This is a genomic window from Kitasatospora sp. NPDC058190, from assembly GCF_042883685.1.
Lineage (GTDB): Bacteria > Actinomycetota > Actinomycetes > Streptomycetales > Streptomycetaceae > Kitasatospora.
Map to the genome: position 1 here is coordinate 32,805 of NZ_JBHVVI010000026.1, position 16,405 is coordinate 49,209.

At 74.2% G+C, this 16,405-nt stretch carries 16 protein-coding genes; 7 read left to right on the plus strand and 9 right to left on the minus strand.

Going from position 1 to position 16,405, the window contains the following annotated elements; genetic code table 11:
• The first annotated feature begins 8 nt into the window (after positions 1-8).
• Positions 9-3,299, plus strand: coding sequence for an error-prone DNA polymerase (locus tag ACFVWU_RS14885; protein WP_387619963.1), 3,291 nt, complete (start codon positions 9-11; stop codon positions 3,297-3,299).
• A gap of 9 nt (positions 3,300-3,308) precedes the next feature.
• On the opposite strand, the gene ACFVWU_RS14890 is transcribed toward ACFVWU_RS14885, so the two are convergent.
• Positions 3,309-3,920 (minus strand): hypothetical protein, encoded by a 612-nt coding sequence (locus ACFVWU_RS14890; protein ID WP_387619966.1) that lies wholly within the window; start codon positions 3,918-3,920, stop codon positions 3,309-3,311.
• Positions 3,921-3,953: 33 nt separating this feature from the next.
• Complete coding sequence (locus tag ACFVWU_RS14895; protein WP_387619969.1) at positions 3,954-4,772, minus strand: TIGR03084 family metal-binding protein; 819 nt, start codon at positions 4,770-4,772, stop codon at positions 3,954-3,956.
• Between the two features lie 223 nt (positions 4,773-4,995).
• Here ACFVWU_RS14895 and ACFVWU_RS14900 point away from each other — a divergent pair, with 223 nt between their 5' ends.
• Positions 4,996-5,778, plus strand: coding sequence for a LuxR C-terminal-related transcriptional regulator (locus ACFVWU_RS14900; protein ID WP_387619972.1), 783 nt, complete (start codon positions 4,996-4,998; stop codon positions 5,776-5,778).
• Positions 5,779-5,787: 9 nt separating this feature from the next.
• Here the strand turns inward: ACFVWU_RS14900 and ACFVWU_RS14905 are convergent, their stop codons facing one another.
• The 3 genes from ACFVWU_RS14905 to ACFVWU_RS14915 are packed head-to-tail and all read right to left on the minus strand — an operon-like array spanning position 5,788 to position 8,520.
• On the minus strand, positions 5,788-7,323 hold the full coding sequence (locus ACFVWU_RS14905) for an AMP-binding protein (protein ID WP_387619975.1): 1,536 nt from the start codon (positions 7,321-7,323) through the stop codon (positions 5,788-5,790).
• Positions 7,324-7,374: 51 nt separating this feature from the next.
• The gene (locus tag ACFVWU_RS14910; protein WP_387619977.1) at positions 7,375-7,737 is read right to left on the minus strand and encodes a MerR family transcriptional regulator; all 363 of its coding nucleotides are present in this window, start codon (positions 7,735-7,737) and stop codon (positions 7,375-7,377) included.
• 18 nt (positions 7,738-7,755) lie between these two features.
• The gene (locus ACFVWU_RS14915; RefSeq protein WP_387619980.1) at positions 7,756-8,520 is read right to left on the minus strand and encodes an SDR family NAD(P)-dependent oxidoreductase; all 765 of its coding nucleotides are present in this window, start codon (positions 8,518-8,520) and stop codon (positions 7,756-7,758) included.
• A gap of 193 nt (positions 8,521-8,713) precedes the next feature.
• Here ACFVWU_RS14915 and ACFVWU_RS14920 point away from each other — a divergent pair, with 193 nt between their 5' ends.
• The 3 genes from ACFVWU_RS14920 to ACFVWU_RS14930 all read left to right on the plus strand — a co-directional run bounded on the left by ACFVWU_RS14920 (position 8,714) and on the right by ACFVWU_RS14930 (position 10,552).
• Positions 8,714-9,271 carry a GNAT family N-acetyltransferase gene (locus tag ACFVWU_RS14920; protein WP_387619983.1) on the plus strand — a complete coding sequence of 186 codons (558 nt, stop codon included), beginning with the start codon at positions 8,714-8,716 and terminating at the stop codon, positions 9,269-9,271.
• 4 nt (positions 9,272-9,275) lie between these two features.
• A complete protein-coding gene (locus ACFVWU_RS14925) occupies positions 9,276-9,662 on the plus strand; it encodes a VOC family protein (RefSeq protein ID WP_387619986.1) in 387 nt (128 codons plus the stop codon).
• 242 nt (positions 9,663-9,904) lie between these two features.
• A complete protein-coding gene (locus ACFVWU_RS14930; RefSeq protein ID WP_387619989.1) occupies positions 9,905-10,552 on the plus strand; it encodes an NAD(P)-dependent oxidoreductase in 648 nt (215 codons plus the stop codon).
• A gap of 7 nt (positions 10,553-10,559) precedes the next feature.
• Here ACFVWU_RS14930 and ACFVWU_RS14935 read toward each other — a convergent pair whose 3' ends face one another.
• Positions 10,560-11,342 carry a dioxygenase gene (locus ACFVWU_RS14935; protein ID WP_387619991.1) on the minus strand — a complete coding sequence of 261 codons (783 nt, stop codon included), beginning with the start codon at positions 11,340-11,342 and terminating at the stop codon, positions 10,560-10,562.
• Positions 11,343-11,484: 142 nt separating this feature from the next.
• Between ACFVWU_RS14935 and ACFVWU_RS14940 the strand changes: the two genes are divergently transcribed.
• Positions 11,485-11,952: a MarR family winged helix-turn-helix transcriptional regulator gene (locus ACFVWU_RS14940; RefSeq protein WP_380611815.1), complete on the plus strand. Its 468-nt coding sequence runs from the start codon at positions 11,485-11,487 to the stop codon at positions 11,950-11,952.
• Between the two features lie 58 nt (positions 11,953-12,010).
• Here the strand turns inward: ACFVWU_RS14940 and ACFVWU_RS14945 are convergent, their stop codons facing one another.
• From ACFVWU_RS14945 to ACFVWU_RS14955, 3 genes are all read right to left on the minus strand, one after another.
• Positions 12,011-13,258 carry an RNA polymerase sigma factor gene (locus tag ACFVWU_RS14945; RefSeq protein ID WP_387619993.1) on the minus strand — a complete coding sequence of 416 codons (1,248 nt, stop codon included), beginning with the start codon at positions 13,256-13,258 and terminating at the stop codon, positions 12,011-12,013.
• Positions 13,259-13,328: 70 nt separating this feature from the next.
• Positions 13,329-13,700 carry a YciI family protein gene (locus tag ACFVWU_RS14950; protein ID WP_387619996.1) on the minus strand — a complete coding sequence of 124 codons (372 nt, stop codon included), beginning with the start codon at positions 13,698-13,700 and terminating at the stop codon, positions 13,329-13,331.
• A 301-nt stretch (positions 13,701-14,001) separates the two neighbouring features.
• A complete protein-coding gene (locus tag ACFVWU_RS14955) occupies positions 14,002-15,516 on the minus strand; it encodes a PucR family transcriptional regulator (protein WP_387619999.1) in 1,515 nt (504 codons plus the stop codon).
• Positions 15,517-15,906: 390 nt separating this feature from the next.
• Here ACFVWU_RS14955 and ACFVWU_RS14960 point away from each other — a divergent pair, with 390 nt between their 5' ends.
• The gene (locus ACFVWU_RS14960) at positions 15,907-16,374 is read left to right on the plus strand and encodes a molybdopterin-dependent oxidoreductase (RefSeq protein WP_387620002.1); all 468 of its coding nucleotides are present in this window, start codon (positions 15,907-15,909) and stop codon (positions 16,372-16,374) included.
• Positions 16,375-16,405: the final 31 nt, after the last annotated feature.

The window sequence follows — 16,405 nt, forward strand, 5'->3', positions numbered from 1 at the left end:
AACCCCCGATGGGCTTCACCAGCCACCCCACCCTCCCCTGGAGCGAGCTGCACCGACGGCTGACCGGCGCTGCGCCGGACCGTACGGTCGTCCCGCTGCGCCGCCCTGCCGAGGAACGCCCCGCCGAGGAACGCCCCGCCGTGAGGACCGACAGCGACGAACCCTGGGCCGAACTGCACGTCCACTCCGCCTTCAGCTTCCTGGACGGCGCCAGCGACCCGGAGGACCTGGTCGCCGAGGCGGCCCGGCTGGGTGTGGAGACCCTCGCGATCACCGACCACGACGGCCTGTACGGCGCCGTCCGGCTCGCCGAGGCGGCCCGGGGGACGGGCGTGGCCACCGTGTTCGGCGCCGAGCTGACCATCCGTCACGAATCCGCCGGCACCGAACACCTGTTGGTCCTCGCCCGCGACCCGGCCGGCTACCGCCGCCTCTCCGCCGCGATCGCCGCCGCCCAGCTGGCCGGCGGTGCCAAGGGCCGCCCGGCGTACGACCTCGCGACGCTGGCCGGGGCGCACGACGGCCACTGGGCAGTGCTCACCGGCTGCCGCCTCGGCCGGGTCCCCGCCGCACTCGACGCAACCGCGCCCAACGGAACCGCACTCAACGCAACCGCACCCAACGCAACCGCATCCAACGGAAAGCAGCGACCAGAACACCAACTCCGCACCCTCACCGAGGCGTTCGGCCGGGAGAACGTCCACGTCGAGCTGATCGACCAGTGGCTGCCCGGCGACGACCGGCGCAACGACGCCCTCGCCGCGCTCGCGGCCGAGGCACGGCTGCCCGTCGTCGCCTCCACCAACGCCCACCACGCCGGCCCCGCCCAGGGCCGTCTGGCGCAGAGCCTGGCCGCGCTGCACGAGCGCCGCACCCTGCAGGAGGCGGCCGGCTGGACCCGGGCGGCCGGCACCGCGCACCTGCGCTCGGGCCGGGAGATGGCCGCCCGGCTGGCCCGCTTCCCCGGGGTGCAGCGGGCCACCGTCGAACTCGGCCGGGCCTGCGCCTTCGACTTCGCCAAGCTGGACCCGGAACTGCCCGGCTACCCCGTCCCCGAGGGCGAGACCGAGATCAGCCACCTGCGCGCCCTGGTCGCGGCCGGCGGCCCGGCCCGCTTCGGCCCCGGCAACGCCGCCGCCCGCCGCCAGCTCGCCAGGGAACTGGACGTGATCGAGGACCTCGACCTGGCCGGCTACTTCCTGATCGTGCACGACATCGTGGACTTCTGCCGTCGCGAGGACATCTGGTGCCAGGGCCGTGGCTCGGCGGCCAACTCGGCGGTCTGCTTCGCCCTCGGGATCACCGCCGTCGACCCGGTCCACTACAAGCTGCTGTTCGAACGCTTCCTCTCCACCGCCCGGGACGGGCCGCCCGACATCGACCTGGACATCGAGAACCGCCGCCGTGAGGAGGTCATCCAGTACGTCTACCGCCGCTACGGCCGCGAGCACGCCGCCCAGGTCGCCAACGTGATCACCTACCGGCCCCGGCTGGCGATCCGCGACGCCGCCCGGGTGCTCGGCTACCCGCAGGGGCAGGTGGACGCCTTCAGCCGGCAGACCGACTTCCGCTCCGCCCCCGGCGCGGACGCCGTCATCCCCGCCGACGTGCTCTCGCTCGCCACCCAACTCCACGGCCTGCCGAGGCACCTGGGTATCCACTCGGGCGGCATGGTGCTCACCAAGGAGCCGATCGGCGAGATCTGCCCGACCGAGTGGGCCCGGATGCCCGGGCGTTCCGTCCTGCAGTGGGACAAGGAGTCCACCGCCGGCGCCGGGCTGGTGAAGATCGACCTGCTCGGCCTCGGCATGCTCGCCGCACTGCACGACGCCTGCGACCTGGTCGCCGAACACCACGGCCTGCGCTACGACTTGGCCACCATCCCGGACGACGACAAGGGCGTGTACGCGATGCTGCGCCGCGCCGACACCGTGGGCGTGTTCCAGGTCGAGTCCCGGGCGCAGATGGCCACCCTGCCCCGGCTCAAGCCGGACCACTTCTACGACCTGGTGGTCGAGGTCGCGCTGATCCGCCCCGGCCCGATCCAGGGCGGCTCCGTCCACCCGTACCTGCGTCGCCGCGCCGGAGTGGAGCCGCCCGGCTGCCCGCACCCGCTGATGGAGAACGCCCTCGGCAAGACCCTCGGGGTGCCGCTGTTCCAGGAGCAGATGATGCAACTCGCCATCGACTGCGCCGGGTTCACCCCGCCCGAGGCCGACCGGCTGCGCCAGGCGATGGGCGCCAAGCGCTCGCACGAGCGGGTCGCCCGGCTGCGCGAGCGGCTGCTCGGCGGAATGGCCGAGCGCGGCATCCCGCCCGAGGTGGCCGAGGACGTCTACGGCAAGATCGAGGCCTTCTCCAGCTACGGCTTCCCGGAGAGCCACGCGATCAGCTTCGCCTACCTGGTGTACGCCAGCGCCTGGCTCAAGTACCACTTCCCGGCGGCCTTCACCTGCGCCCTGCTGGCCAACCAGCCGATGGGCTTCTACTCGCCGCTCAGCCTGGTCGCGGACGTTCGGCGGCACGGCGTGCGGGTGCGCGGGGTGGACGTCAACGCCAGCGGGCCGCGCCCCACCCTGGAACCGTACCGGGGCCCGACGCCCAAGCCGCCGCTGACCGCCGGCCGCCCGCAGCCGGCGATCCGGCTCGGCCTGGAGACGGTGCGCGGCATCGGCACCCCGCAGGCCGAGGCGATCGCGGCCGGGCAGCCGTACGCGGACCTGGAGGACTTCGCCCGTCGCACTGGCCTGCCAGCGCCCGTCCTGGAGGCGCTGGCGACGGCCGGAGCCTTCGACTGCTTCGGGTTGACGAGACGTCAGGCGCTATGGGCGGCAGGGGCGTTCGCCGGAATCTCGGCCGACCTGCTCCCCGGCACCACGCCCGGCACCGAGGCGCCGGAGCTGCCCGAGCTGAGCCCGGTCGAGGCGACCATCGCCGACCTGTGGGCCACCGGCACCTCCGCCACCAGCCACCCGCTCCAGCACCTGCGCACCCATCTGGAACGCGGCGGCGCGCTCTGTGCCGCCCAACTCCCGGACGTGCCACCGGGAACGGCGGTGGTGGTCGGCGGCCTGGTCACCCACCGGCAGCGGCCGCCGACGGCCGGCGGGGTGCTCTTCCTCAGCCTGGAGGACGAGACCGGCCTGATCAACGTGGTCTGCAACCGCCCGGTCTGGGAGTCCCAGCGCCGCACCGCCCTGGACCGGGCCGGCCTGCTGGTACACGGCCACATCGAGCGCGACCGGGGCGCCACCAACCTGATCGCCACCCGGCTCACCCCGCTCCGGATCGGCCTCTGAGCACGTCCGTCAGTGCGGATAGCCGATCTCCGCGAGGTCCTCGGCCAGCTCCTCCAGGTCCGTCTCCGGGTTGAGCGCCGCCACCGCGGCCGGCGTGAGCGGGCGCAGCGCCAGGACGTGCCCGATCGCGTCGAGGTCCAGCTCCTGCTCGGGCTCGAAGTACTCCTCGGCCCAGTCCCGGTAGGCCTCGGCGGAGCCGTCCAGCAGGAGTTCGAGGAGCTCCCCGTCGCCCGGCGTGCTGGACACGCCTTGCCAGGCCGCGTCCCCGGGCGCCCGCCAGAAGCAGGCGGTGACGGTCGGGCCGTCCACGTCCCCGAAGGCCGGCTCCCCGGTGAACCGGTGGAACGCCGGGGGGACGGCGTCCAGCAACTCCGGGGCGTTGGGCCTCTCGTGGTCGAAGCCGCGCCCGTAGACGCCGGCGGGGGAGAAGACGACGAACCAGTCGTCCCCTTGCCCGTTGCGCACCCAGCTCAGTTCCTCGCCGGGCGCCCAGGCGCCGGTGAAGGTGTGGTACCGGGGCTCCCAGTCGCCAGGGCTGAGGATCACGTCCAGCGTGGCGAGGGCGCGGCAGCGGTTGCGCAGGTCGGGGATGGCGGGCAGGCGGCTGAGCAGGTCGTTCATGACCGCCATTGAACCCCGGGGGTCCGACAGCCCCTACGCCTGGGGCCGCCGCCCCTTGCCGGGCGGTCCGGCGAAGGCCTGGGCGATCGGGAGCCAGGCGGCGGCGACCGGGCCGGTCGCGGTGAGGGCGAGGTCGTCCCGGTGGCGGCGCTGGGTCACCAGCAGGCAGAAGTCCAACGCCGGGCCGGTCACCACATCCGGCGCGTCGGCCGGGCCGAGGGCCCACGATCCGCCGTCGGGGGCGGTCAGTTCGAGTCGCACCGGGTGCTCCGGCGCGAGCAGCCCGTGCGCGGCGAAGGCGAAGCCCAGGGTGCGCAGCCCCAGGTGGGCGATGTGCCGCAGCCGGGCGGTGGGCTCCCGGGTCGCGCCGAGCGCGTCCGCGACGTCCTGGCCGTGCGCCCAGGTCTCCATCAGCCGGGCGGTCGCCATCGAGGCGGGCTTCATCGGCGGGCCGAACCAGGGCAGCCGGGCGTCGGCCGGGGCGGCGGCCAGCGCGGCCAGTACCTCCTCCCGACCGGCCCGCCAGCGGGCGAGCAGCTCCGCGGGCTCGGCGGCCGCGCCCTCCCGTGCCCCTTCCTCGACCGGGTCGGCCCCGGAGGCCAGCAGCTCGGTGAAGCGGCCACCGAGCGATGCGGTGAAGCCCTCCGGGTCGCGTGCGGCCAGCGCCGTCCAGTCGTCGGTCCACGCCAGGTGGGCGATCTGGTGCGCGACCGTCCACCCCTCGGCGGGGGTCGGCCGGGCCCAGTCCCCGGCCGCGAGGTCGGCCACCAGAGCGTCCAGGACGGCGGTCTCGGCCCGCAGGTCCGCCAGCAGCCCGCCCAGGACGTCGCCCGGGGCGTTCGGGTCGGTCATCGGCTTCCCCTCCCGAGGAGTTCCGTCAAGGCAGTTGCTACCCGCCGGTAGTACACGGCCGCACCCTACGCCCAGCCGGCCGCAGGCGTCCGCCACTCCACGAAACACGCATGTCAGGACTCTCGCCACCGGCCCCACCGCGTGTGACAATTCCGCGATGACCAGGGCCGCGGACCCCCACCTTGCGCAACCCGTCGACGGCGCCGGCCAAGCCGATGACGCCGTGCGACCCGACGATGCCGCTCGACCCGACGACGCCGTGCGACCCGACGGCGTTGTGCGCCCCGACGACCCCGAACTCGCCGCGCGCGCCGCCGAGCTGGTCCGGGACGCCGTGCTCGGCGACCTCGCCCGCCGAGTGGTGGCCGAGTGCGGCGCCGACGTCGGCCTGGTCGGCGTGCCCGAGCCGCTGCCCGGGAGCTGCCCCGGCAGCGAGGGCATGGTGCTGCGCCACTGGGCCGGCACCCGGGCGGACCTGCTGCACGACGTGCCCGTCCCGGCCGGACTCGGCCTCGGCGGCCGGGCGCTCGCCGAGCGCGCGCCCACCTGGGTGCCCGACTACCGTGCGGCGACGACCATTTCGCACCACTACGACGCGGCCGTGGCCGCCGAGGACCTGTACGCGATGCTCACCGTCCCGCTGATGGGCGGCGGTACCGTGCACGGCGTGGTGTACGCCTCGCTGCGCACCGTCGTCCCGTTCGGGGACGTCCGGATCGCCGCGGTCGGCAAGCTGGCGGCGGCCGCCACCCTGGCCCTCGCCGGAGCGGCGGCCTGGAACCGGACGATACCCCGACCGGCCGCCCCGGTAAGGCCGTTGACCCCGCGCGAGCACGAGGTGCTGCGCTGGGCGGCGACCGGCCGGACCAACCCGGAGATCGCCGCCCGACTGGGTCTGACCCGCAACACCGTGACCGGTTACCTCAAGGCCGCGATGCACAAGCTCGGCGTCCGCAACCGGACCGAACTCGCCCTCGCGGCCCGGGAGTCCGGCCTCCTCGGCTGAGCCCCCACCTCAGTTGACCCGGCGCTCCCGCCCCGTCCAGTACGGCTCGCGCAGCCGGAACTTCTGCAGCTTCCCGGTGGCGGTGCGCGGCAGCGCGTCCCGGATCTCCACCGAGGTGGGCGACTTGTAGCCGGCCAGCCGCTGCTTGCAGTGCGCGATCAACTCCGCCTCGGTGACGGCCCCGTGGCCCTCCCGGAGCACCACCAGCGCCTTGACCGTCTCGCCCCACTTCTCGTGCGGCACCCCGATCACCGCGGCCTCGGCGACCGCCGGGTGGCTGTACAGGCAGTCCTCCACCTCGATCGAGGAGACGTTCTCCCCGCCGCTGATGATGACGTCCTTCTTCCGGTCGGAGATGGTCAGTTGGCCGTCGGTGAGGGTGCCGCCGTCGCCGGTGTGGAACCAGCCGTCCCGCAGCGCATCGGCCGAGGCCTCGGGCTGCCGCCAGTAGCCGTCCAGCACGGTGTTGGAGCGCACCAGCACCTCGCCGGAGGGGTCCACCCGCAGCTGGGTGCCGAGCGACGGGGCGCCGGCCTGCACCAGCTTCTCGGCCCGCTCGGCGGCCGGCAGGGCGTCCCACTCGGCGCGCGAGCGGTTGACCGTGACGATCGGGGAGGTCTCGGTCAGGCCGTAGAGCTGCATGAACTCCCAGCCCAGCTGCTCCTCGACCTGCTGCACCACCGAGGTCGGCGGCGGCGCGCCGGCCACGATCATTCGCACCCGGTCCCGGCCGGGCACCGGGCCGTCCCAGTCGGCGGCCGCGTCCAGCACCATCTGCACCACGGCGGGCGCGCCGGACAGGAAGGTCACCCCGTGCCGCTCGACCCGGCGCAGGATCTCCGCGCCGTCCACCTTGCGCAGCACGATGTGCCGGGCGCCGAGCCCGGTGAGCGAGAACGGCAGTCCCCAGCCGTTGGCGTGGAACATCGGCAGGGTGTGCAGGTACACGTCCCGGTCGTTCGCGCCGTAGTGCAGGCCCATCAGCGTCGCGTTCAGCCAGATGTTGCGGTGGGTGAGCTGAACGCCCTTGGGGCGGGCGGTGGTTCCGCTGGTGTAGTTGATGGTGGCGGTGTCGTTCTCGGACATCGCGTACCGGCGGGGCGCCTTGTCGAAGTCGTAGAGCACGGCGTCGCTGTCCGCGCCGAGCACGAACTTGTGCTCGGCCACCACCTTGTCCAGCGCGTCGGCGAGTTCGGGGTCGACCAGCAGCACGGAGGCGCCGCTCTGCTCGACGATGTACGCGACCTCCTCGGCCTTCAGCCGGAAGTTCACCGGCACCAGTACCCGGCCGTACCCGCTCACCCCGAAGAAGGCGGTCAGCAGCCGGGCCGAGTTGTGCGAGACGATCGCGACCCGCTCGCCCGGCCCGACGCCGAGCCGGTCCAGCCCGGCCGCCTGGGCCCGGGCGAGCTCGGCGATCCGGCGGTAGCTCAGTTCGCCCCAGGATTCGGCCGGTTGCACGGGTTCGTCGACGATGCCGACCCGGTCGCCGTAGACCAGCTCGGCCCGGTCGAGGAAGTCCATCACGGAGAGTGGAATCTGCATGCGCCCACTGTCCTATTGCGCGGGCCCCCTGCACACCCCCGATCGGGGGTGTCACCCGTCCGTAGGACTCCCGGTGGCCGCCAGTGCCGCCACCAGACGGTCCCGTGCCTCGGTCTGGGCGGCGATCCGGCGTTCCAGCACCGCCAGCCGCTCCCGGACGATCCGCAACACCCGCTCGGACGGCGGGTGCGCGAGCACGTCCCCGTCCAGGCAGCCCAGCAGCGGCCGGAGGTCCTCCAGGGTGAGCCCGGCGCCCACCAGCGCGCGGATGTTGCGCACCCGCACGACCGTGGACTCCCCGTACTCCCGGTAGCCGTTGGCGGCGCGCTCGGAGTCGATCAGCCCGGCCCGCTCGTAGTGCCGCAGCGCCCGGGCGGTGCTGCCCGTCCGCCGTGCCAGCTCACCGATCCGCACCCGTACCCGCCCCACTGCCTAGCCCACCAGCGCGCCCCCGTCGACCGACAACACTACGCCGGTCACGAAGGAGGCCTGCGGCGAGGCGAGTCGGGTGATCGCCCAGGCCACCTCCGCCGGTCGGCCGATCCGGCCCAGCGGGGTGTGCTCGATCTGCCACCTGCGGATCGCCGCGAGCTGCTCGGGGCCGTACCCGGAGTGGTCGCCGATCGGGGTGTCGATCGCCCCGGGCGCCACCGCCACCACGCGGACGCCGCGCGGGGCCAGTTCGACCGCCCAGCTGCGGGTGACGGTCTCCAACGCGGCCTTGCTCGCCGCGTACACCGAGTTGGTCGGCCAGCCGCGCTGTCCGACGGCGGTGCTGACGTTGACCACCACGCCCCGGCTCTCGGTCAGCGCCGGGAGAGCGGCCTGCCCGAGCAGCACCGGGGCGACCAGGTTGACGGCCAGCAACGCCCCGATACCCGCCGCGTGGTAGCTGCCCAGGCCCTGCCCGCTCGGTACGATCCCGGCGTTGTTGACCAGCACATCCAGTTGCCCGTACTTCTCCAGCGCCGCCCCGACGATCGCCTCCGGCGCGTCCGGCCCGGTGATGTCCGCGACCAGCGGCTCGATCAGGCCCGGGTGGGCGGTCGCCGTCTCCGCCAGCGGCCCGGGCCGGCGCCCGACCGCCAGCACCCGCGCCCCCTCGGCCGCGAAGGCCCGCGCCGTCTCCCGCCCGATCCCCGTCCCGGCCCCGGTGACCACCACGACCCGCTGCTCCACCGTGTTCTCGTTGCTCATGCGGACAACCCTCCGACCCTGCCACTGGCGTCAGGGTCAAGCCGGGCTCCTCGGAGCCGCGAACGACGGGCCCGGAACCGCGGTGGAGCCGCCGACCGTCCGTCAGGAAGATCGCAACGCACGGTTCCGAACCCAGGGGGAGACCACCCATGAGCCATCAGCGACCCGACGCCCTCCACCGGGAGGGCCTCCGATGACCCTCGCCGTGACCACCTACCCGACGGCCGACGGCCTGCTGCTGCGCCCCTTCGAGGACACCGACGCGCCGGCCCTGATCGAGGCCTACCGGGACGAGACACTGCGCCGCTTCATCCGCACCCCGGTGTCCGACGCCGAACAGGCCGCGCGCTGGCTGAGCACGCAGTACGAGGGTTGGGCGACCGGCACCCGCTACGCCTTCGCCGTCCTCGAAGCCGGCGAACTGGTCGGCAACGTCGTGCTCAAGCGCGGCGCCCCGGGCGGGGAGTCGGCCGAGGTGGGCTACTGGACGGCGGCCCCGGCGCGCGGCCGGGGCGTGGCCCCGCGCGCGGTGGAGGCCCTCACCGTCTGGGCCTTCGACACCTTCGCCGACGACGGCCTGCTCCGGATCGACCTGCTGCACGAGGGCGACAACGACGCCTCCTGCCGGGTCGCGGAGAAGAGCGGCTACGCCTTCGCGGAGATCGTCCCGGCCTTCCCGCCGTATCCGCTGGACGGCCACCGGCACTCCCGGAAAAGGCTGGACGCGTCCGAACGGCGCAGGCCAGAGTAGGCGCATGGCTTCTCTGGTACGACATGTGACGATCGACTGCGCCGACCCGTTCGCCCTGGCGAGCTTCTGGGCACAGGCGCTGGACGGGACCCTGGCCGACGACGACAACCCGGGAGACCCGGAGGCGGTGGTGAACTCCGCCGGGGCCTCGCTGCTCTTCATCAAGGTGCCCGACGGCAAGTCGGTGAAGAACCGGGTCCACCTCGACCTCCAGCCGCAGGACCGCGACCGGGACGAAGAGGCGGAGCGCCTGGTCGCCCTGGGCGCCACCGTGCTGGCCGACCACCGCCGGCCGGACGGCACGGGCTGGATCACCATGGCCGACCCCGAGGGCAACGAGTTCTGCGTCGAGCGCAGCAAGGCCGAGCGCGTCGCCACCGCGCACGCCTGAGCGAGCGCCCTGCTCCGACCACTCGCCCACGGCCGCCCGCCGGTTCCACGAGGACGCACGCGGGCGGCCGTGTCGCCGCTGCGCACGATCACTCCTTCGACGGGCCGTCGCACGAGAGGGGCCGTCGCACGAGACGGACCGTCACACGAAAGGCCCAGGCCCCGAGCCGCCGGCGGACGTGAGTCCGATAATCGACCCTGTCTGACGCCATCCCCCGACACCAGCAACCAGGCAGGTACCCCATGGCCAGAATCGCCGTGATCGGCGCCAACGGCAGCATCGGCAGCGCCGTCGTCGCGGAGGCGGCGGCCCGTGGGCACGAGCTCACCGCCGTGGTCCGCGACCCGGACCGCTACCGGGGCGGAGCCGCCTCCGTGGAGCGCGCCGACGTGCTGGACCCGGCCGACGTCGCCCGGGTCGCGGGCGGCCAGGAGGTCCTGGTCAGCGCCGTCGGCGGCGGTGACGGCCCCGGCCACCTGGCGCTGATCGAACCCGCCGCCCGCTCCCTGGTCGAGGGCCTGCGCGCGCTCGGCGACGGGGCGCCCCGGCTGGTCGCGGTCGGCGGCGCGGGCAGCCTGGAGACCGCGCCGGGCGTTCGGGTCTGGGACACCCCGGGCCTGCCGGAGCCGCTCCTGCAGATCATGCACGCCCACGGCAAGGCGCTGGACTACTACCGGACGGTCTCCGACATCCGCTGGACGGTGCTCAGCCCGTCCGCCGAGATCGGCCCGGGGGAGCGGACCGGCCGCTACCGGACCGGCCTGGAGCAGCTGCTCACCGATTCCGAGGGCCGCAGCCGGATCTCGGTGCCGGACTACGCGGTCGCCCTGGTGGACGAGATCGAGCAGCCCGAGCACATCGGTGAGCGCTTCACCTGCTGCTCGCTGTAGCCCTCGGTCAGCCCAGCTGGATCGACCGCTTGGCCAGCCCCATCCAGAACCCGTCGATGACGCTGCGCTGGCTGCCGAGGTCGGCCTCGCCGGCGCCGAGGGTGACGAACAGCGGGGCGAAGTGCTCGGTGCGCGGGTGGGCCAGGCGCCCGGCCGGGGCCTTGTGCTCGAAGTCGAGCAGCGCGTCCAGGTCGTGGGCGTCCAGGGCGCGCCGGCCCCAGTCGTCGAACTCGGCCATCACCGAGGTGACCCGGCCGTCGTTGCTGAGCGCCCGCAGGTTGTGGGTGAAGAAGCCGCTGCCGATGATCAGCACGCCCTCCTCGCGCAACGGGGCGAGCCGGCGGCCGATCTCCAGCAGGCGCTGGGGGTCGAGGGTGGGCATGGAGATCTGCAGCACCGGGATGTCGGCCTCCGGGAACATCTCCACCAGCGGCACGTATGCGCCGTGGTCGAGGCCCCGGTCGGGGATGTCCTGGACGGGTGTGCCGGGGGCGCGCAGCAGCTTGCGCACGCGTTCGGCGAGCTCCGGCGCGCCGGGGGCGGCGTACTGCACCCGGTAGTAGTGCTCGGGGAAGCCCCAGAAGTCGTAGACCAGCGGGACGGTGGTGACGGCGCCGACGGCCAGCGGGGCCTCCTCCCAGTGGGCGGAGACCATCAGGACGGCCTTGGGGCGCGGCAGGTCGGCCGACCAGGCGGCCAGCTCGCCCGGCCAGACCGGGTCGTCGGCGAGCGGCGGCGCGCCGTGCGAGAGGTACAGGGCGGGCATGCGCTCGGGGGCCGCGGCGCTCATGGCGTCCTCCTCGGGATCGGACCGGGATCGGACCGGGAATCGGGGCTTGGATGACGGAGTAGTTCAAATTTGAACCTTCGCGGCCGACGGTACACCTTCGTTCGAATTTGAACAACAGGAGTAGGCTTCACCCATGTCCTCACTGAACGAACCCCGCTGGCTCGACCAGGACGAGATGGCCGCCTGGCGGGGCTTCGTCGTCGCGAGCAACCTGCTCAACCGCCGGCTGGAACGCCAGCTCAAGGACGACTCCGGCCTCTCGCACCAGCAGTACGAGATCCTGGTGCACCTGTCCGCCGCCCCGGGCGACTCGCTGCGGATGACCGAGCTGGCCGACAAGCTGGTCACCTCCAAGAGCGGACTGACCTACCAGGTCACCCAGCTGGAGCGGATGGGCCTGGTCGCCCGCCGTTCCTGCCCCAGCGACGTGCGCGGCGTCATCGCCGAACTCACCGACCAGGGCCGGGAGATGATCCGCCAGGCCGCCCCCGGGCACGTCGCCCTGGTGCGCGAGCTGCTGATCGACGTGCTCACCCGCGAGCAACTGGCCGTCCTCGCCGAGGGCCTCGGCGCGGTCAGCGCCCGACTGCGCCAGGACGAAACCCCTTAGTTCCTCGGCGAGTCGACTCCTCGGTGAGTCGGTCTCCGGCGAGTCGGTCTCCGGCGAGTCAGTCTCCAGCGGGTCGGTTCCCCAGCGAGGCCGCCCGCTCCCGCAGCAGCTCCCGCTCCCGCTCGTTGCGGGTCAGCCCCGCCGCCCGCTCGAACTCCGCCCTGGCCTCCGCCGCCCGCCCCAGCCGGGCCAGCAGATCACCCCGTACGCTCGGCAGCAGGTGGTAGTCGCGCAGGGCCGGTTCCGCCGCCAGCGCGTCCACCAACTCCAGTGCGGCGGCCGGTCCCTGGGCCATCGAGACGGCCACCGCCCGGTTCAGCGCCACCACCGGCGAGGGCGTCAGCACGAGCAGCCGCCCGTACAGCGCGGCGATCGTGGCCCAGTCGGTGTCCTCGTACCGCCGCGCCTTCGCGTGGCAGGCGGCGATCGCGGCCTGCACCGAGTACGGCCCGGTGCCCGCCCGCTGGAGCGCGTCGAAGCCGCGCCGGATCAGCAGCCCGTCCCAGCGGGCCCGGTTCTGCTCGGCCAGCAGCACCGGCCGCCCGTCCGGCCCGGTCCGGGTGGCCGTCCGCGAGGCCTGGAACTCCAGCAGCGCGGCCAGCCCGTGCGCCTCCGGCTCGGCGGGCATCAGCGCGGCCAGCACCCGGGCCAGCCGCATCGCGTCCTCGCACAGCTGCGGGCGCAGCAGGTCGTCCCCGGCGGTGGCCGAGTACCCCTCGTTGAAGATCAGGTAGATGACCTCCAGCACCGAGGAGAGCCGCTGCGCCCGGTCGTCGCCGTACGGCACCTCGAAGGGCACGTCCGCCTTCGCCAGCGCCCGCTTCGCCCGGACGATCCGCTGCGCCACCGTCGCCTCGGGCACCAGGAAGGCGCGGGCGATCTCCGGGGTGGTCAGCCCGCCGAGCAGCCGCAGGGTGAGCGCGATCCGGGCCCGCGCCGACAGCACCGGGTGGCAGGCGGTGAAGATCAGCCGCAGCAGGTCGTCGTCGATGTCGTCCGGCTCGACCGGCTCCGGCGGCGGCACGTCCTCCACCGACCGCCCCACCTCGGCGAGCTTGCGGGCGTAGACCTCCCGGCGGCGCACCAGGTCGATCGCCCGCCGCTTGGCGGTGGCCGTCAGCCAGGCGCCCGGATTGTCCGGGACGCCGTCGCGCGGCCACTGCTCCAGCGCGGCCACCAGCGCGTCCTGCGCCAGCTCCTCGGCGATGCCCACGTCCCGTACGATCCGGGCGACCCCGGCGATGATCCGCGCGGACTCGATCCGGAACACCGCCTCGACGACCGCCGCCGCCTCCCTCTCCGTCACGGCCACCCATCAGAGCAGTCGGCGGAGAGGGAGGCAAACACTGCCCCGGCGGTTCCGGCCGCCCCGGCGATCACTGCGGGGGCTGCGGCATCTCGTCGATCTGCCGGACCTCCGCCTCGACGGTCCACGTCGCCGGGTGGGTCCGCAGGAAGCGGCGGGTCCACTCCAGGGCCTCGGCCTTGTCCTTGCACTGCAGGATCGCGTAGCCGCCGACCACCTCCTTGGTCTCGGTGAACGGCCCGTCGGTGTAGTCGATCTTCCCGTCGGCCCAGGTCAGCCGGGTGCCCTCGGCGGTCGGGGTCAGCCCGGCGGTCTCCAGCATCACCCCGGCCTTGGTGATCTCCTCGAACAGCGCCCCCATCCGCTGCTCGAAGCCCGGGTCCGGCTCCCAGCCGCCGCGGGCGTTCTCGTCGATGCGGATCAGCGTCATGAAGCGCGGCATGGTGACTCCTCGGTCGTGCGGGCGGGGTCTCTCCCCGCCTCTCACCCCTGCGTCGATCGGGCGGGCGACGGATCGACACCCGCCAGGAAGAATTTTCCGCCGGTTTCCGCGGCGGGGTCCGTGGGCTGCGCCGTCCGTGCCTGCCGAGGGGCGGCCTGGAGCTGGTCGAGGTGCGCAGGTGGCGCAAGGGCGATCCGGCGGCGATCAGGAAGCACTGGGACGTGATCGAGTGTCGGGAGGGCGAGGACGTCGTCCTGGTCGGATGCCACCTGGGTGCCACGGGTTTCATCCGTGAGGCGCTTCAGCTCGACAGGGCCTGAGGCGCGCACAGCAGCGCCGCCCGCAGGTCGGTCCGGTCCCGCAGTCGGGCCAGGTCGCGGCCGGTGAGCTCCTCGATCCGGCGGATCCGGTAGTGCACGGTGTTGACGTGGATGTGCAGCGACTCCGCCGTCCGCGCCCAGGAGCCGTCGTGGTCCAGGAACACCGCCAGGGTGCCCAGCAGCGAGACGCCGTTCTGCTCGTCGTGGGCGGTCAGCGGGGCCAGCAGCCGGGTGTGGAAGGCAGCCGTCACCTCCGCCGGGATGCCGCGCAGCAGCCTGTCCAGCGTGTCCAGTTCGGCCGCGCTGGCGACCGGACCGGCCGGGCCCGCCAGGACGTACCGGGCCTGCACCAGCGCCGCCCGCAACGGCTCGGGGTCGGGCGGGGCCGCCGGGCCGACCCCGAGCCGCAGGGTGCGCCGGCCGGTCAGCCGGGCCTGGAGCGCGGGGTGGGCCCGGCGCAACCGCTCGGCGACCCGCTCCACGGGCGCGGCCACCAGCGCGGCGGCCAGCCCGGTGCGGTCGGTGCCCGCCGCGTAGGGCGCGTCGAGCGGGTGCAGCGCCTCGGCCAGCGCGTGCGCCGCCCAGCCGGCCGGCACCTCGTCGCCCGACCGGCCGGGCTCGATCCGCACGCTGACCGCCACCAGCGGCCCGGCGCCGTCCAGCCCGCAGGCCGCCAGCGGCTCGGCGAGTCGGCCGTCGTCGGCGAGCGCGTCCAGCAGGCGTCCGGCGGCCCGGCGCCGGGCGCCCGCCGCGGCCTGGGCGCGGGCGGCGAGCGGGGCGAGCAGCTCGGCCAGGCCCTGGAGCGCCGGGTCGGCGGCCGGGGTGCGCGGGTGGGCCCGCAGCCGCCAGCCGTCGAAGGGGGAGCCGTCCTGCGGGCCGACCGGCAGCCCGGCCTCGCCGCGTCCGGCGGACCCCCTCTCCCGGGTCGCGGCGGGCGGGGCACCGGGGGCGAGGGGGCGGCCGCCGGCGGTGGTGAGCGAGCAGTCCGGCAGTCCGAGCCGGTCGACCGCGTGCGCCAGCACCTCGCCGGGCCCGGCCTCCGCGCGGACCAGGTCGAGCAGCTCGCGCCGGACGGTCTCCGGGATGGCCGCGGTGTCCTGGGCCCCGGCCCGCAGGTCGCCCCAGAGCCGCAGGTAGACCCGGTCGGTGACGGCCCGGAAGCTCACCCCGGCGGGCACCGCGAGCAGCGGGATGCCGTGGGTGCGGCAGGCCTCGGCCAGGCTGTCCGGGATGCTGCCGTGGGTGCCCTCGCCGGCCAGCAGCGCCGCCACGCCCGCGCTGCGCAGGGCCGTGGCGAAGCGCAGTGCGCCGGAGGTGTCGGCGGGCTGCCACCAGACCAGTCCGGTGAGCACCAGCTCGCCGGGCTGGAGGTAGCGGGCCGGGTCCTGGAGGTCGGTGGAGCTCACGCCGGTGACCGGGCGGTCGAGCAGCTCGGGGGTGCCCCAGGCCACCCGGATGGACAGGTCGTCGAGGTGCAGCAGGTCTCCGACGATCATCTCTCGCTCGCTCTCGCCCGGGTGTCGCGGTGGTACGTCGCACCTACATCTCTTGCACATGCGAGGACGAAGGCCTCATTCGCATCGTAAATGCCAGCTGAGAGACCGTGAACCTTCTTGTCGGATCATCCAGCGAAGGGGCCTGCGGCTGGTGCCCGGAACCAGTCGTCCGCCCGATTGCCGGGCTGCTCCCATGGGTGCGGGGCGCGCCGAGCCGTCTCCTCCGGCGCGCCCCGTACGAGGACTCGCAGTTGCGGGCCGAAAACCCTCCCAGTCATCGCAGCTGCCGATGAAAGAAGGCATTCAGCGCCGCAGCTGCGAATGCCAGGGCTCCCCCTCGGGTACCCATCTCCCGGGCCGCAGCGGCGCGGCCCGGGAGGAGGGAGCACCATGACCCCGGCGAGACCCACCGTCCGGCTGCACGGCCACCTCGACGAGCCCGCCGAGCTGACCGTCGAGCAACTGCGCACCCTCCCCGCGCACCGGGTCGAGGTCAGCTTCGACTGCCGGACCGAGGGCGAGCAGCGCCACGGCTACGAGGGCCCGGCCCTGCTGGACGTCCTGCTCGCCGCCCGGCCCCGGATCGACTTCTCCGGCCGCAAGCAGCGGCTGCGCTTCCTGCTCAACGTGGTCGGCGCCGACGGCCACCGGGCCGTGGTCTCCTGGGCCGAGATCGACCCGGACTTCGGCGGCCGTCGGATCCTGCTCGCCACCAGCATGGACGGCGCCCCGCTGGACACCGCCGGCCCGCAGCTGGTCGTCCCCGACGACCACTGCGGCGCCCGCTACGTCAGTTCCGTCACCGCCGTCTGGCTCGGCCCGCTCGGCGACCCGGCCCAGGCCCAGCCCGCCGGGTAGCCCCCCGGCGCCGTTACGGGCGTCCCCCCAG

Bases quoted from the DNA above. Each gene is read 5' to 3' on its own strand.
- ACFVWU_RS14885 (WP_387619963.1), top strand. From the start codon at position 9: ATGGGCTTCACCAGCCACCCCACCCTCCCCTGGAGCGAGCTGCACCGA.
- ACFVWU_RS14890 (WP_387619966.1), bottom strand. From the start codon at position 3,920: ATGAACGACCTGCTCAGCCGCCTGCCCGCCATCCCCGACCTGCGCAAC.
- ACFVWU_RS14895 (WP_387619969.1), bottom strand. From the start codon at position 4,772: ATGACCGACCCGAACGCCCCGGGCGACGTCCTGGGCGGGCTGCTGGCG.
- ACFVWU_RS14905 (WP_387619975.1), bottom strand. From the start codon at position 7,323: ATGCAGATTCCACTCTCCGTGATGGACTTCCTCGACCGGGCCGAGCTG.
- ACFVWU_RS14915 (WP_387619980.1), bottom strand. From the start codon at position 8,520: ATGAGCAACGAGAACACGGTGGAGCAGCGGGTCGTGGTGGTCACCGGG.
- ACFVWU_RS14920 (WP_387619983.1), top strand. From the start codon at position 8,714: ATGACCCTCGCCGTGACCACCTACCCGACGGCCGACGGCCTGCTGCTG.
- ACFVWU_RS14925 (WP_387619986.1), top strand. From the start codon at position 9,276: ATGGCTTCTCTGGTACGACATGTGACGATCGACTGCGCCGACCCGTTC.
- ACFVWU_RS14930 (WP_387619989.1), top strand. From the start codon at position 9,905: ATGGCCAGAATCGCCGTGATCGGCGCCAACGGCAGCATCGGCAGCGCC.
- ACFVWU_RS14935 (WP_387619991.1), bottom strand. From the start codon at position 11,342: ATGAGCGCCGCGGCCCCCGAGCGCATGCCCGCCCTGTACCTCTCGCAC.
- ACFVWU_RS14950 (WP_387619996.1), bottom strand. From the start codon at position 13,700: ATGCCGCGCTTCATGACGCTGATCCGCATCGACGAGAACGCCCGCGGC.
- ACFVWU_RS14955 (WP_387619999.1), bottom strand. From the start codon at position 15,516: ATGATCGTCGGAGACCTGCTGCACCTCGACGACCTGTCCATCCGGGTG.
- ACFVWU_RS14960 (WP_387620002.1), top strand. From the start codon at position 15,907: ATGACCCCGGCGAGACCCACCGTCCGGCTGCACGGCCACCTCGACGAG.